The 15142-nt window shown below is 72.7% G+C and carries 14 protein-coding genes; 12 read left to right on the top strand and 2 right to left on the bottom strand.

The window, feature by feature from the left end; translation table 11 throughout:
- The first annotated feature begins 6 nt into the window (after positions 1-6).
- The 11 genes from gatC (at position 7) to ACZ7DE_RS34915 (ending at position 11496) form a co-directional block, all read left to right on the top strand.
- Entirely contained in the window at positions 7-303 is a 297-nt protein-coding gene (gene gatC, locus ACZ7DE_RS34965) for an Asp-tRNA(Asn)/Glu-tRNA(Gln) amidotransferase subunit GatC (RefSeq protein ID WP_007384860.1), read from the top strand.
- Positions 304-308: 5 nt separating this feature from the next.
- On the top strand, positions 309-1811 hold the full coding sequence (gatA, locus tag ACZ7DE_RS34960; RefSeq protein WP_470768337.1) for an Asp-tRNA(Asn)/Glu-tRNA(Gln) amidotransferase subunit GatA: 1503 nt from the start codon (positions 309-311) through the stop codon (positions 1809-1811).
- Positions 1808-2047: a hypothetical protein gene (locus ACZ7DE_RS34955; protein WP_470768335.1), complete on the top strand. Its 240-nt coding sequence runs from the start codon at positions 1808-1810 to the stop codon at positions 2045-2047. The genes gatA and ACZ7DE_RS34955 overlap by 4 nt, the downstream gene beginning before the upstream one ends.
- A gap of 15 nt (positions 2048-2062) precedes the next feature.
- A complete protein-coding gene (gene gatB, locus ACZ7DE_RS34950; protein WP_470768333.1) occupies positions 2063-3577 on the top strand; it encodes an Asp-tRNA(Asn)/Glu-tRNA(Gln) amidotransferase subunit GatB in 1515 nt (504 codons plus the stop codon).
- A gap of 86 nt (positions 3578-3663) precedes the next feature.
- Entirely contained in the window at positions 3664-3975 is a 312-nt protein-coding gene (locus ACZ7DE_RS34945; protein WP_470768331.1) for a hypothetical protein, read from the top strand.
- Between the two features lie 192 nt (positions 3976-4167).
- Positions 4168-6396, top strand: coding sequence for an MMPL family transporter (locus tag ACZ7DE_RS34940; RefSeq protein WP_470768329.1), 2229 nt, complete (start codon positions 4168-4170; stop codon positions 6394-6396).
- The gene (locus ACZ7DE_RS34935; RefSeq protein ID WP_470768327.1) at positions 6374-6949 is read left to right on the top strand and encodes a GNAT family N-acetyltransferase; all 576 of its coding nucleotides are present in this window, start codon (positions 6374-6376) and stop codon (positions 6947-6949) included. The genes ACZ7DE_RS34940 and ACZ7DE_RS34935 overlap by 23 nt, the downstream gene beginning before the upstream one ends.
- A 35-nt stretch (positions 6950-6984) precedes the next feature.
- Complete coding sequence (locus ACZ7DE_RS34930) at positions 6985-7566, top strand: hypothetical protein (protein WP_470768325.1); 582 nt, start codon at positions 6985-6987, stop codon at positions 7564-7566.
- Between the two features lie 196 nt (positions 7567-7762).
- Positions 7763-7972 (top strand): hypothetical protein, encoded by a 210-nt coding sequence (locus ACZ7DE_RS34925; RefSeq protein ID WP_470768323.1) that lies wholly within the window; start codon positions 7763-7765, stop codon positions 7970-7972.
- A gap of 95 nt (positions 7973-8067) precedes the next feature.
- Positions 8068-11160, top strand: a complete 3093-nt coding sequence (locus ACZ7DE_RS34920) for a helix-turn-helix transcriptional regulator (RefSeq protein ID WP_470768464.1) — start codon at positions 8068-8070, stop codon at positions 11158-11160.
- A 45-nt stretch (positions 11161-11205) separates the two neighbouring features.
- The gene (locus ACZ7DE_RS34915) at positions 11206-11496 is read left to right on the top strand and encodes a DUF6191 domain-containing protein (RefSeq protein WP_470768321.1); all 291 of its coding nucleotides are present in this window, start codon (positions 11206-11208) and stop codon (positions 11494-11496) included.
- 74 nt (positions 11497-11570) lie between these two features.
- Here ACZ7DE_RS34915 and ACZ7DE_RS34910 read toward each other — a convergent pair whose 3' ends face one another.
- Both ACZ7DE_RS34910 and ACZ7DE_RS34905 read right to left on the bottom strand, forming a co-directional pair.
- Positions 11571-12731: a PQQ-dependent sugar dehydrogenase gene (locus ACZ7DE_RS34910; protein WP_470768319.1), complete on the bottom strand. Its 1161-nt coding sequence runs from the start codon at positions 12729-12731 to the stop codon at positions 11571-11573.
- Positions 12732-12833: 102 nt separating this feature from the next.
- Complete coding sequence (locus ACZ7DE_RS34905; RefSeq protein WP_470768317.1) at positions 12834-13829, bottom strand: aldo/keto reductase; 996 nt, start codon at positions 13827-13829, stop codon at positions 12834-12836.
- Positions 13830-13916: 87 nt separating this feature from the next.
- On the opposite strand from ACZ7DE_RS34905, the gene ACZ7DE_RS34900 reads away from it, so the two are divergent.
- A complete protein-coding gene (locus ACZ7DE_RS34900) occupies positions 13917-14870 on the top strand; it encodes a 2-hydroxyacid dehydrogenase (RefSeq protein ID WP_470768462.1) in 954 nt (317 codons plus the stop codon).
- The last annotated feature ends 272 nt before the right edge of the window (positions 14871-15142 follow it).

Below are 15142 nucleotides of genomic sequence, written 5' to 3'. Positions count from 1 at the left end.
CGCTGCATGCCTGGCATCACGCGCGAGGAGGTCGCCCACCTCGCCCGGCTGGCGCGTCTGGAGCTGAAGCCCGAAGAGCTCGAACACTTCGCGGGACAGCTGGACGACATCATCGGCGCGGTCGCCCGCGTCAGCGAGGTCGCCGACCAAGACGTACCGCCGACCTCGCACCCGCTCCCGCTGACCAACGTCATGCGGGCGGACGAGGTCCGTCCGTCGCTCACCCCCGAGCAGGCGCTCTCCGGCGCCCCGGCCCAGGAGCAGCAGCGTTTCAAGGTGCCGCAGATCCTGGGGGAGGACTAACCGACATGACGGACAACGTCACCATCATCAAGCTCACCGCCGCCGAGACCGCCGCGAAGATCGCCTCGGGCGAGCTCACGGCCGTCCAGGTCGCCGAGGCCCACCTGGCGCGCATCGAGGCCGTCGACGAGAAGGTCCACGCCTTCCTGCACGTCGACCGCGACGGCGCCCTCGCGCAGGCCCGCGCGGTCGACGAGAAGCGGGCCCGGGGCGAGAAGCTCGGCCCCCTGGCCGGCGTTCCGCTCGCGCTCAAGGACATCTTCACCACCGAGGGCATCCCGACCACCGTCGGCTCGAAGATCCTCGAGGGCTGGATCCCGCCGTACGACGCGACGCTCACCAAGCGGCTGAAGGCCGCCGACGTCGTCATCCTCGGCAAGACCAACATGGACGAGTTCGCCATGGGGTCCTCCACCGAGAACAGCGCCTACGGCCCGACCGGCAACCCCTGGGACCTCACCAAGATCCCCGGCGGCTCCGGCGGCGGCTCCTCCGCCGCGCTCGCCTCCTTCCAGGCGCCCCTGGCCATCGGCACCGACACCGGCGGCTCCATCCGCCAGCCGGCCGCCGTCACCGGCACCGTCGGCGTCAAGCCGACCTACGGCGCCGTCTCGCGCTACGGCATGGTCGCCTTCTCGTCCTCCCTCGACCAGGGCGGCCCCTGCGCCCGTACGGTCCTGGACGCGGCGCTGCTGCACGAGGTCATCGCCGGGCACGACCCGCTGGACTCCACGTCCATCGACGCGCCCGTCCCGCCGGTCGTCGAGGCCGCCCGCAACGGCAGCGTCGAAGGCATGCGCGTCGGCGTCGTGAAGCAGTTCCGCGGCGAGGGCTACCAGGCCGGCGTCATCCAGCGGTTCGACGAGTCCGTCGCGCTGCTGAAGGAGCTGGGCGCCGAGATCGTCGAGCTGGACTGCCCGTCCTTCGACCTCGCGCTGTCGGCGTACTACCTGATCGCGCCGTCGGAGTGCTCGTCCAACCTCGCCCGCTTCGACGGCCTGCGCTACGGCCTGCGCACCGGCGACGACGGCACCCGTTCGGCCGAGGAGGTCACCTCCCTCACCCGTGAGGCGGGCTTCGGCCCCGAGGTCAAGCGCCGCATCATGCTCGGCACCTACGCCCTGAGCTCCGGCTACTACGACGCGTACTACGGCTCCGCCCAGAAGGTCCGCACGCTGATCACGCGCGACTTCGAGAAGGCCTTCGAGCAGGTCGACGTGATCGTCTCGCCGACGACCCCGACCACCGCCTTCGCGATCGGCGAGCGCGCCGACGACCCGATGGCGATGTACCTGGCCGACCTGTGCACCATCCCGACCAACCTCGCGGGCAACGCGGCCATGTCGCTGCCCTGCGGTCTGGCCCCGGAGGACAACCTCCCGGTCGGTCTGCAGATCATCGCCCCGGCGCTGAAGGACGACCGTCTTTACAAGGTCGGCGCCGCCGTCGAGGCCGCCTTCGTGGAAAGGTGGGGGCACCCGCTTCTCGAGGAGGCTCCGTCGCTGTGAGTGCACTGAACAAGGCCAAGGGCTTCAAGAAGTCCAAGTCCGGCACGTACCTGTCCATGGCCGCCACCGCGTTCGGCGCGCTCGGCGTCGCCAAGCGGCTGAAGAAGGCCCGCGCGGAGAACGACACGCTGGTCCTGATCGACGCCACCGTGTCCGCCGCCGCCATCGTCACCGGCCTCGCCATCCTGTACCGCGAGCTGAAGCGGCTGGGCGACGACGACGTCCTGCTGGGCTGAGAGGGAAGTTTCACCGTGACCACCACGACCGACCTGGTGTCGTACGAGGACGCGCTGGCGTCGTACGACCCCGTCATGGGCCTCGAGGTCCATGTCGAACTCGGCACCAAGACGAAGATGTTCTGCGGCTGTTCGACCGAGCTCGGTCAGGACGCCAACACGCAGACCTGCCCCACCTGCCTCGGCCTGCCCGGCTCGCTGCCCGTCGTCAACGCGATCGGCGTCGAGTCCGCGATCAAGATCGGTCTCGCGCTGAACTGCGAGATCGCCGAGTGGTGCCGCTTCGCCCGGAAGAACTACTTCTATCCGGACATGCCGAAGAACTTCCAGACCTCCCAGTACGACGAGCCGATCGCCTTCAACGGCTACCTCGACGTGCAGCTGGAGGACGGCGAGACCTTCCGCGTGGAGATCGAGCGCGCCCACATGGAGGAGGACACCGGCAAGTCGACGCACGTCGGCGGCGCCACCGGCCGTATCCACGGCGCGTCCCACTCCCTGCTGGACTACAACCGCGCCGGCATCCCGCTCATCGAGATCGTCACCAAGCCGATCGAGGGCGCGGGCGAGCGTGCTCCCGAGGTCGCCCGGGCCTACGTGCGTGAGCTGCGCGAGGTCATCAAGGCGCTCGGCGTCTCCGAGGCCCGTATGGAGATGGGCCAGATGCGCTGCGACGTGAACCTGTCGCTGCGCCCGCACGGCCGGGAGAAGTTCGGCACGCGGTCCGAGACGAAGAACGTGAACTCGCTGCGGTCCGTGGAGCGTGCGGCCCGCTTCGAGATCCAGCGGCACGCGGCCGTGCTCAACGGCGGCGGCACGATCGTCCAGGAGACCCGCCACTTCCACGAGGACACCGGGTCCACGACCTCGGGCCGCGTGAAGGAGGAGGCCGAGGACTACCGGTACTTCCCGGAGCCCGACCTCGTCCCGGTGGCCCCGTCCCGCGAGTGGGTCGAGGAGATCCGCGCCGGGCTGCCGGAGCTGCCGCTGGCCCGCCGCAACCGGCTGGTCGCCGAGTGGGGCATCACCGCCCTCGACATGCAGTCGATCCTCAACGCCGGCGCGCTGGACCCGATCGTCGCCACGATCGACGCCGGCGCCGACGCGGCCTCCGCCCGCAAGTGGTGGATGGGCGAACTGGCCCGCAGCGCCAACGAGTCGGGCGTCGCGCTCGACGAGCTGGCCATCACGCCCGCGCAGGTCGCGCGGGTCGCCGAGCTGGTGAGCAAGGGCGACCTCAACGACAAGCTGGCCCGTCAGGTCATCGAGGGCGTCCTCGCCGGCGAAGGCGCCCCGGACGAGGTCGTCGAGAAGCGCGGGCTGAAGGTCGTCTCCGACGACTCGGCGCTGGGCACGGCCGTCGACGAGGCCATCGCGGGCAACCCGGGCATCGCCGACAAGATCCGCGGCGGCAAGGTGGCCGCGGCGGGCGCCCTGGTCGGCGCCGTGATGAAGGCCACGCGCGGCCAGGCCGACGCGGCCCGCGTCAAGGAGCTGATCCTGGAGAAGCTGGGCGTCACCGAGGGCTGAGGCCCGCACGATCGCCGCAGGGGTGCACCGCGAACCGGTGCACCCCTTTCCCCTGTCCCCGGCCCGACGCGCTACGCTCGCCCGCCATGAGTGCACGAACCGACTCCGACCCCCACAGCGACATAGAGGACCCGGACGAGGAGTACGGCACCGAGGACGCCCGGCGGGCCCGCTGGACGGCGACCGCCGCCGGAGCGCTGCTCACCCTCGCCGGCCTCGCCGCGTCCCTCATGCGCCTCACCCGCTCCGCCCCGGCCCTCGTCCCGTCGGCCTACGCCCTCGGCGCCGCGGTCTGCGCGCTGGCCGCGTTCCTCGGCTCCCGGGGCCGCACCCGGCGCGCCCTGTGGCTGCTCATCGTCGGCGTCATGGTGATGGCGTTCGGGGACCAGGCCGACTGACGCGGCCCGACTGACGTGGCCTGACAGGGCTGCCGTTATTGTCCTGTGATCTGTCTCCCACTCCTGTGAAAAGACACACGAACGAAACAAACGATCTCGTGCGCCTGCAAGAGTGATCCCGCATCGCTCATACGTTCTTTGCGGGCTGTTTCCCGGTCAAAGATCCACAATTCACCCTCCGGGAGCACGTCAGTGGCAGCCCTCGCACGTTGGTGTGTCCGCAACCGCCTCCTCGCGGTACTGCTCTGGCTTCTCGCCCTCGGCGGCACGGCCACGGCAGCCGTCGTCGCCGGGGCCGCGTACTCCAACGACTACGAGGTTCCCGGCACCGAGTCCGGCCGCGCCACGCGGCTGCTGACCGAGGGCTTCCCCGGTCTCGGCGGCGACAGCGACACCGTCGTCTGGCACACCGCCTCGGGCACGGTCCGCGCCGCCGACGTCGAACAGACCATGACCCGCGCCCTGGAGAAGATCGCCGACCTGCCCGGCGTGGCCTCCGTCGCCGGCCCCTACGGCGACCAGGGCAGGGCGCAGATCAGCAAGGACGGACACACGGCGTACGCCACCGTGGTCTTCGAGGACCGCGCCGAGGACGTCGGCAGGGGCCGGGCGCAGGCCGTCGTCGACGTCGCGGAGGCGGCCGGGACCGACGGGCTCCAGGTCGAACTGGGCGGCAGCGCCATCGCCCTCACCGAGTCCTCCGGCGGACATCTCGCCGAGGTCGCCGGCGTGGTCGTCGCCGCGGTGGTGCTGTTCCTCGCCTTCGGCTCGCTCGCCGCCTCCGCCCTGCCCATCGCCACCGCCCTGGTCGGCGTCGGCACCGCGTACGCCGGGATCGTGCTGCTCGGGCACGCCATGACCGTCGCCGACTTCGCGCCCATGCTGGGCATGCTGATCGGGCTCGGCGTCGGCATCGACTACGCGCTGTTCATCGTGACCAGGCACCGGCGCGGGCTGAAGCGCGGGCTCACGGTCGCCGAGGCCGCCGCCAACGCCGTCGCCACCACCGGACGCGCGGTCGTCTTCGCGGGCGCCACGGTGTGCATAGCCCTGCTCGGCATGCTGATCCTGCGGCTGAGCTTCCTCAACGGCGTCGCGATCGCCGCCTCACTGACCGTCGTGCTCACGGTCGCCGCGTCCGTGACGCTGCTGCCCGCCCTGCTGTCCTTCATCGGCATGCGCGCCCTCAGCCGCCGAGAACGCCGCCGGCTCGCCGAGCACGGGCCCCAGCCGGAGCTGCCGACCGGGTTCGCCGCCCGCTGGTCCGCGTTCGTGGAGCGCCACCCCAAGCTGCTCGGCTCGCTCGCCCTCGTCGTCATCGCCGTCCTCGCCCTGCCCACCTTCTCCCTCCGCCTGGGCAGCTCCGACCAGGGCAACGGCCCGGAGTCGGCCACCACCCGCCAGGCCTACGACCTGCTCGCCGAGGGATTCGGGCCGGGCGTGAACGGTCCGCTCACCCTGGTGACCCGGGTCGAGGGAGCCCAGGACCGGCTCCCCCTCGACAACCTCGACGCCGCCCTGCGCGCCACCGACGGCGTGGCGTCCGTGACGCCGGTGACCTTCGGCTCCGGCGGCCGCACCGCCTACCTCACCGTCGTGCCGCAGTCCGCTCCGCAGTCGCAGCGCACCAGTGATCTCGTCGACCGGCTGCGCGCCGAGGTGCTGCCCCGCGCCGAGACCGGCACCTCCCTCGACGTGCACGTCGGCGGGGTGACCGCCGGCTACGACGACTTCGCGGACGTCATCGTCGACAAGCTGCCGCTGTTCGTCGGGGTCGTCATCGGCCTGGGCTGTCTGCTGCTCCTGCTCGCGTTCCGGTCCGTCGGCATACCGCTCAAGGCCGCCGTGATGAACGTGGCCGCCGTCGCCGCCGCGTTCGGAGTCGTCGTGGCGATCTTCCAGTGGGGCTGGGGGAGCGAGCTGCTGGGCCTCGGCCGGGCCGGGCCGATCGAGCCGTTCCTCCCGGTCATCATGGTGTCGGTCCTCTTCGGCCTCTCCATGGACTACCAGGTCTTCCTGGTCAGCCGGATGTACGAGGAGTGGCTGGAGACCGGCGACAACCGGCGCGCCGTCCGGATCGGCCTCGCCGAGACCAGCCGGGTGATCAACTCCGCCGCCGTCATCATGATCTCCGTCTTCCTGGCCTTCGTCCTCAGCGGCGACCGGGTGATCGCCATGTTCGGCATCGCGCTCGCCGCCGCCGTCGCCCTCGACGCCTTCGTCCTGCGCACGCTGCTGGTGCCGGCGCTGATGCACCTGCTCGGCGGCGCCAACTGGTGGCTGCCCCGGCGGCTCGACAAGCACCTGCCGAGGATCAGCATCGAGCCGCCCGAGTGCCGTGCCGCCCATGAGAGGCTCAGCGAGGCAGTGGAGGAACTTCAGAAGGAGTCCCGACCGGATGTACGCGATATCGCTGGGTGACGACGGAGCCGAGCTGCGTCCCCTGGAGCCCTGGCACGCCGAGGAGTTCCTGGCGCACCTGGAGCGCGGCCGGGAGTTCATCAACCGGTTCGTCCCCTTCGGCTCGAAGGCCACCGACGCGGCGAGCGCGCGCGTGGCCCTCCAGCGCTACGCCGACATGCGGGCCGCCGACACCGGCTCCCTGCACGGCATCTGGCTGGACGGCAGGCTCGTCGGCGGGGTGCTGTTCCTCAACTTCGACGCCGAGGCCGCGAACTGCGAGGTCGGCTGCTGGCTGGAGCCCTCCGCCACCGGGCGCGGGCTGATCACCAGGGCCATGCGGGTGCTGATCGACTTCGCGGTGGAGCAGCGCGGGATCCAGCGGATCGAGTGGGTCGCCTCCGCGGGCAACGCGCCCAGCCTGAACGTCGCCCGCCGGCTCGGCATGACCCGCGACGGCGTGCACCGGCAGGCCTACCCCTATCGTGGGGTGCGGCACGACCTCGAGGTGTGGTCCGTGCTGGCCCAGGAGTGGCGCGAGGCACGCGCGCGTGCCGCTCACAACGATCATTAAGGGACCTCTCAGAGAGCGTCCGTACGGTGCGAGGTATGGGAACCAAGACTGCTGACGAGGCCGGCCCCGCGACCGGCGCCGAGACCAGGACCGACGAGGAGAAGATGGACCTCACCAAGACCGACGCCGTGGACGAGGCGACCCGGAGCGAGGAGCTCTCGGACGCCGAGGAGGACGTCGCCGGGTTCGCCGCCGAGGACGGTGAGGGCGTTCAGGAAGGCCCCACCGGCGTCGGCCAGGGTGCGGGCGCCGTCGTCTCCGCCGTGCTCGGCTTCGTGTCGCTCACCGGCAGCTGGATCGGCACCGTCGCCGGCGCCCGCCAGACCCTCGTCGGCCAGCTGGGGACCTCCTCTTCGGCGAGCGTCGCCAAGCAGATCCAGGCGGTCTACGGCGACGCCTGGCAGACCACCGCGCTGTGGGCGGGTCTGTTCGCGCTGGCCGCGCTGGTCACCGGCGTCGTGGTGCTGGCCCGCCCCGCCTTCGGCAGCCCCGCCCGTCCGCAGGCGGCCTGGATCAAGTCGGTCTCCTGGGCGGGCGTCGTCCTCGGTGTCATCGGCCTGCTCCTGGCCGTCCTGAAGTACACCGACGCACTGCTCGGCCTGCCCTCCGCGGGCTGAGTCCCCGCACGTCACGAGGGGCCTTAGGCCGGCCGTAAGCACCTTACGGCCGGCCTGAGGCCCCTTTGGCGCGTCTAAGGCCCCGACGGCGGCCGAAGATGCGGAACTCTCCCGATGTGGCACACCCCCCTGGGAGACGAAGGTTGAGGCATCGCACCAAGCGACACCGCACACCGGACTCCCAGGGGGACACACCATGTTCGCGTACGAACTCCAGCAGGCCCGCTCCGCCGAACTCCGCCGCCAGGCCGCGGAAGAGCGCCTGGCCCGCGAGGTTGCCCGCAGCGCTCGCACCGCCCGCCGCGAGGCCGCCGCACGCGCCGCCGCCGAGCGGTCCGACGGCGGCGCCGGGAGCGAATCGCATAGCCGCCGCCCACGCCGGCCACGGTTCCCCCGGCCGGCGTGAACGCCGACGTCGACCAGGGCGGCCGCACGGGGGTCGGCCGCCCTGCCGTCGAAGGCACGGCGATAACCGCTGGGCCCTCCCCGGACGCGCATGCGATGCTCGCCTCCGTGGAGACCAGGTCCGTCAGCCCCGTCTTCGTCGGCCGCACCGACGAGTTGGACACCCTGTACGACGCGCTCTCCCGCGCCGCCGCGGGAGAGCCGCAGGCGCTGCTCATCGGCGGCGAGGCCGGGGTCGGCAAGACCCGGCTCGTCGAGGAGTTCGCCACGGCCGCCTGCCGCCGGGGCGCCGTCCTCGCCCTGGGCGGCTGCGTCGAGATCGGCGCCGACGGGCTGCCCTTCGCCCCGTTCTCCACCGCCCTGCGCGCCCTGCGCCGCGCCCTGCCGGACGAACTGGCCGCCTGCGCGGCAGGCCAGGAGGAGGAACTCGCCCGGCTGCTGCCGGAACTTGGACACAGCGGGACCGCACGCCACGACGAGGAGGGCTTGGCCCGGCTCTTCGAACTCACCGCCCGGCTCCTGGAACGCGTCGCCGCCGAGCACACGGTCGTCCTCGTCCTGGAGGACCTGCACTGGGCCGACGCCTCCACCCGCCACCTGCTGTCCTACCTGCTGCGCACCCTGCGCACCGGCCGTCTCGTCGTGCTCGCCACCTACCGCGCCGACGACATCCACCGCCGCCACCCGCTGCGCCCCCTGCTCGCCGAACTCGACCGGCTGCGCACCGTCCGGCGCCTCGAACTGGACCGGCTCACCCGCGACGAGGTCTGCCGCCAGATCGCCGGCATCCTGGCCCGGGAACCCGACCCCGCCCAGGTCGACGACATCTTCGAACGCTCCGACGGCAACGCCTTCTTCGTCGAGGAACTGGCCGTCGCCGCCCACGAGGGCTGCTGCACCGGCCTCACCGACTCCCTGCGCGACCTGCTGCTCGTCCGCGTCGAGGCGCTGCCCGAGTGCGCCCAGAACGTCGCCCGGATCGTGGCCGAAGGCGGATCGACCGTCGAGTACCGGCTCCTCGACGCCGTCGCCCGGCTCGCCGAGGACGACCTCATCGAGGCGCTGCGCGCCGCCGTGAACGCCAACCTCCTGCTCGCCACCACCGACGGCGACGGCTACCGCTTCCGCCACTCCCTGGTCCGCGAGGCCGTGAGCGACGACCTCCTGCCCGGCGAACGCTCCCGCCTCAACCGCCGCTACGCCGAGGCCCTCCAGGCCGACCCGACGCTCGTCCCCGCCGACGAGCGCGTCATGCGGCTGGCCAGCTACTGGTACCACGCCCACGATCCGGCCAAGGCCCTGCCCGCCGTCCTCGACGCCTCCGTGGAGGCGCGCTCCCGGCGCGCCTACAGCGAGCAACTACGGCTCCTGGAACGGGCGATGGAACTGTGGGAGTCCGCCCCCGAGGACGTGCGGGCCGCGCTGCGCCCCGTCGACTACACCGAGGCCTACCCCCCGTGCGGCTGCGACCCCGCGACCACCCCCCTGCGCTACCTCGACCTCATGGCCGAGGCCACCGTCGCCGGCCGGTACAGCGGGGAACGCGAACGCTCCCTGACGATCGCCAAGCGGGCGCTGCGACTGCTGGAGGACGAGGACGACCGTCCCCCTGGCTCCCCACTTCCCTCGCGCCGGGGGGATCCCCAGCGCGCCGCCTGGTTCTGGGTGCAGCGTTCCCGCTTGGTCCGCTCGCTCGGGCGGGGCAGCGGCCGCGAGGAACTGACCACCGCGCAGGAGCTGGTGCGGGGTCTGCAGCCCAGCGAGGTGCACGCCGAGGTGCTCATCCACAGCGCCAAGTGGGCCACGATCCACGATCCCGGACCCGAGGCCTACGAGGCCGCCGAGCGGGCCGTGGAGTACGCGCGCATGATCGGCTCCCGCGAGACCGAGCTGGACGCCCGCCAGGTCCTCGGCGTCCTCATGGTCCACGCCGGGCACATCGAGGCCGGACTCGCCGAGCTGCATGAGGTCCGGGAACGGGCGCTCGCCGAGGACGCCCCCGCCGTCGCCCTGAACGCCTACGTCAACCTCCCCTCCGAGTTGGAGGCGGTCGGCCGTTCCCGGGAAGCCGTCCCGATGCTGGAGCAGGGCCTCGACTTCGCACGGCGGCACGGACAGCCCGACACCGAGGCCTGGGTGTGGGGCAACCTCGCCGAGTCCCTCCTGTCCCTGGGCCGTTGGGACGAGGCCGAGCGCGCCTGCGCCTCCGCCGGCCGGGTGGGCCAGGGCGTCGCGGTCCGGGGCGCCAACGCCACCCTCCGCGCCGAACTCGCCCTCGCCCGCGGCGACCTCGCCGAGGCCGACCGCCAACTCGCCGCCGGGCGGCACTTCTTCAGCTCCCACGCGCACGCCCCCCAGCACCATCTCCCTCTCACCCGCCTCGCCGTCCAGCTGGCCGCGGCCCAGGGCCGGCCGCTGGACGCCCGCGGCCACATCGCGCCCGTCCTCGACCGCGGCTTTCCGCCCGGCACCCAGCGCGACGCCTGGCCCCTGCTGCTCGCCGCCGCCTCCGCAGAGGGAGAGGCCCGAGCGCTGCCCGCCGCCGACGCGGGCCGCGCCGACCTCCTCGCCCGCATCCGGGCGGCCGCCCGGACGCTCGTCACCGTCGCGCCCGTCTGGCAGGCCCACGAACGCTGGGTCCGCGCCGAACTCCTGCGCGCCGAGGGCCGCACCGACCCGGACGACTGGTGCGAGGTCGTCAGCGCCTTCGAGTGCCTGGAACGCCCCTACGATCTCGCCCGCGCCCGGCACCGCCTGGCCGAGGCGCTGCTCTCCGCCGGCGGGGAGGCCGAGCGCGACCGGGCCGCCGAACTCCTGCGCCTCGCCCACGCGGTCGCCGTCCACCTCGGGGCCCGTCCCCTCGTCGACGCCGTCGGTCTGCTCGGCCGGCGCGCCCGCCTGTCCCTGGCCTCCGCCCCGGGCCGGCCGGACGCCCCGACCGGGCCCGTGGACCCGCTCACCGCCCTGGGCCTCACGGGCCGGGAACGCGACGTCCTGCGCCTGGTGTCCGAGGGCCGCACCAACCGCCAGATCGCCGAGGAGCTCTACATCTCCCCGAAGACGGCGAGCGTCCACGTCTCGAACATCCTGTCCAAGCTCGACGTCTCGGGCCGGGGCGAGGCGGCGGCGGTGGCCCACCGTCTGGGGCTGTTCCCGCCCAGCGCCGACGACCGGCTGGTCGCGGGATGATGGGCGGACCACGCCGACCGCGATCCGGCACGGCAGAGGAGAACGATGTTCAACCCCTTCGAGGAACTCTTCGCACCGGGCCGCAAGCACACCCGGGACGAGCAGAACCGGCTGGAGCTGACCCGGGTGGACGTCGGCGACGGCGATCCCGGGCGGGGGCCGATAGACCTCGCCTCCGGAAAGGTCGTGGTCCGGGCCGCCGAGCCGGAGCCCGCACAGGAGGAGACGACGGCGGTCGAGGCGACGGCGGTCGAGGCACCGGCGGTCGAGGCGACGGCGGTCGAGGCACCGGCGCAGGAGAAGACGGTGGACGAGGCGGCCGCGCAGGACGAGTGACGGCGTGGGAGGAGTGACCGCGCAGGACGAGTGACGGCGTGGGAGGAGTGACCGCGCTGGACGCGTGACGGTGCTCAGCTCACCCGCAGCTCCAGGATCCGGTCGTCCCCCGTCTTCGGGGCTCCGCGGCCGTCCGTGTTGCTGGTCGTGACCCAGAGCCTGTCGCCGCCCGCCGCCACCACCGTGCGCAGCCGGCCGTACCGGCCCTCGAGGAAGGGCTGCGGCGCGGCCGAGGCCGTCGTGCCGTCGAGCGGGATGCGCCACAGGCGCCGGCCCCTGAGTCCGGCCATCCAGATCGAGCCCTCGGCGTAGGCGATGCCGCTGGGGGAGGCCTCGTCGGGGTGCCACTGGGCTATCGGATCGCGGAACCTCGCGTTCTTCGACGTGCCCTCGGCCGACGGCCAGCCGTAGTCGGCGCCGGGCGCGATCGCGTTCAGTTCGTCCCAGGTGTCCTGGCCGAACTCCGAGGCGAACAGACGCTGTTCGGCGTCCCACGCCAGCCCCTGCACATTGCGGTGGCCGTACGAGTACACCGGCGAGTCCGGGAAGGGGTCGCCGGCGGCCGGTTCGCCCTCCGGGGTCAGGCGGAGGATCTTGCCGCCCAGGGACTTCCTGTCCTGGGCCAGACCCCGGTCGCCGCTCTCCCCGGTGCCGACGTACAGCATGCCGTCGGGGCCGAACGCGATCCGGCCACCGTTGTGGATCATGCCCTTCGGGATGCCCTTGAAGACCGTGTCGGGCGCCCCCAGCTGGTCGCCGGCCGGCCGCTTCGCGTCATAGATCATGCGGACGACGCGGTTGTCCGAGGCCGAGGTGAAGTACGCGTAGACCATGCGGTCCGAGGCGTAGTCGGGGGACAGGGCGAGACCCAGCAGACCTCCCTCGCCCGCGGCGGAGACGCCGGGCACCTCGCCGAGCTCGGTCTTCGCGCCCGTCTTCTCGTCCACCCGCGTGATCGTCCCCTCGTCGCGCGAGGCGATCAGCAGGCCGCCCTCGGGAAGGGGCGCGAGGCCCCAGGGGCTGTTCAGGCCCTCGGCGACCGTGCGCACCACCGTGACCGTGCCCTTCGCGGGCGGGGGCTTCTCGGCGGCCGGCGAGGTCCGCGCGGCCGTGGGACGGGGCGAGGCGCTCACGGAGGCCCCCGCCGACCCCCCGCCGCCGGAGGAACAGCCGGCGGTCGCCAGCAGGGCGCTCGCGGCCAGTACGGCCGACACAGCTCGACGTCGCACGATCATGGTCCCTTCGGCACGGTGGTTCCTTCGACAGGCTCCACTTGTCCTACGCGGCGCACGCCTCCCGGGTTCCCGATCCGCGTCGGCACCACCCTGAAGCGGCACTCACTCCCACGATCCCCTGGCCCCGGGCAGCCGCGCCATCTCCGCCAGGTCCTGCGGCGTCAGGCGCAGACCGGCCGCCGCCGCGTTCTCCGTCACCCAGCGCTCCTGCTTGGCGCCCGGGACCGGGACGACATGCCGGCCCTGCGCCAGCACCCAGGCCAGGGCGACCTGCGCCGCCGTCACGGTCTCGCCGTGGCGGGCGGCGACCCGGCGCAGGCCGACGACGATCGGCTGGTTCGCGGCCATCATCTCGGCGGTGAAGCGGGGGTGGCGGGCGCGCATGTCGTCCGGTTCGAAGCCCTGACCGGGGGTCAGCGTGCCCGTGAGGAAGCCGTTGCCGAGCGGCATCGCCGCCAGGAAGCCCACGCCCCGCGCCTCGCACCACGGCAGCAGGCTGCCCAGCGCCTCCGGCGACCACACCGACAGTTCCGCCTCCACCGCGCTCACCGGGAACACCTGCTGCACGCGCCGCAACTGCCGAATCGTTCCGTCGTGCAGTCCTCCCGACCGGCGACCGCCCCGCGCCCCCACCGCGCACAGCCCCAAGGCCCGTACCTTGCCCGCCCGGACGAGATCGGCCATCGCTCCCCAGGTCTCCTCGACCGGGACCTCGGGGTCGGGGCGATGCAGCTGGTAGAGGTCGATGACGTCCGTCTGCAGGCGTCGCAGCGACGCGTCGCAGGCCCGTCTCACGTACCCGGGACGGCCGTTGGCCACGATGTGCTGATCACCGACGAGCAGCCCGACCTTCGTCGACACGAACGCGTCCTCGCGCCGCTCCTTCAACACCCGCCCCAGCAGCAGCTCGTTGGTGAACGGGCCGTACATGTCGGCGGTGTCCAGCAGGGACGAGCCCGCGTCCAGCGCCCGGTGCACCGCCCGGAGCGACTCGTCGCCCCGCTGCCGCGACCCGCTGTACGCCCAGCTCATCGGCATGCACCCGAGGCCTACGGCCCCCACCTCGAGCGCCCCCGCGCCGATCGTCCTGCGCTCCACCTGCCCGAAACCCTCCCTCGCCAGACCCCCCAACCTAACCTCTGCGCCGACGCGCACCTGACATAGCCTCCTGGCATGACCGCTGACCTGGCACGTGACGTCTGGCTGCCCATCCCGCCGGAAGAGATCGAGGGCCTCCCGCAGGGCCCGCGTTACCGCTTCTGGAACGGAGAGGAGGACTTCCCGGCCGACCCGGCCGACTGCGTCTTCTACGTCGTCCCCTACATGAAGCCCGCCGAGCTCGGGCAGCGGCCGCTGCCCGCGATGAGCTCGCTGCAAGTGGTCCAGACCCTCTCCGCCGGCATCGACCACGTGCAGTCGGCTCTGCCCTCGTTGCCCCCCGGTGTGCGGCTGTGCAACGCGCGGGGGGTGCACGAGGCCAGCACGGCCGAGCTCACGCTCACGCTGATCCTCGCGTCGCTGCGCGGGATCCCCGACTTCGTGCGGGCCCAGGACCGGGGGGAGTGGCTCGGCGGCTTCCGGCCCGCGCTCGCCGACAAGAACGTGCTCATCGTCGGATACGGCTCCATCGGCTCCGCCATCGAGGACCGGCTCGTGCCGTTCGAGGTGGCGCGGGTGGCGCGCGCTGCGCGCTCCTGGCGCACGACGGCGCGCGGTCCCGTGCATCCGATCGCCGAACTGCCCGCCCTGCTCCCCGAAGCGGACGTCGTGATCCTGTGCACGCCGCTGAACGAGACGACGCTCGGCCTGGTCGACGCCGACTTCCTGGCCCGGATGAAGGACGGCGCGCTGCTGGTCAACGTGGCCCGCGGCCCGGTCGTGGACACCGAGGCGCTGCTCACCGAACTGGACAGCGGCCGCATCACCGCCGCCCTGGACGTCACCGACCCCGAACCCCTGCCCCCGGGCCACCGGTTGTGGACCGCGCCGGGCGTCCTCGTCAGCCCGCACGTCGGCGGCCCCACCTCCGCCTTCCGGCCCCGCGCCGAGCGCCTGCTGACGGACCAGTTGGACCGCTTCGTGAACCGGCGGCCGCTGCGCAACGTGATCCTTACGACGGGCACGGCGGACGGATCGTGACGGCCGTGGCGGTCCCGTAGGCCGGTCCGGACACCCTCCGCAGTCCTCCGGACGCGGTCTGTACCTCATCCGGGCGCATATGCCGATGATCGTCACGCAGCGTAGAGGAACTATGTCCCTGAGTGACGAGACTGGTGTATCGTCCCGACAGGGGCTGCGCCGCGCACGATCGGCGTCAGGGATGGACATTTCAGACTTGTGAGGGGGGCGACGGGCGATGCACGGCCTATGGACGAACGATCCGACGCGGCGGAGCCGCCGCCGGCGACCCT

The organism is Streptomyces sp. NPDC037083 (assembly GCF_055606485.1).
Note: the sequence above shows the minus strand (reverse complement) of the source record. Positions and strands in the feature narration are given on the sequence as shown.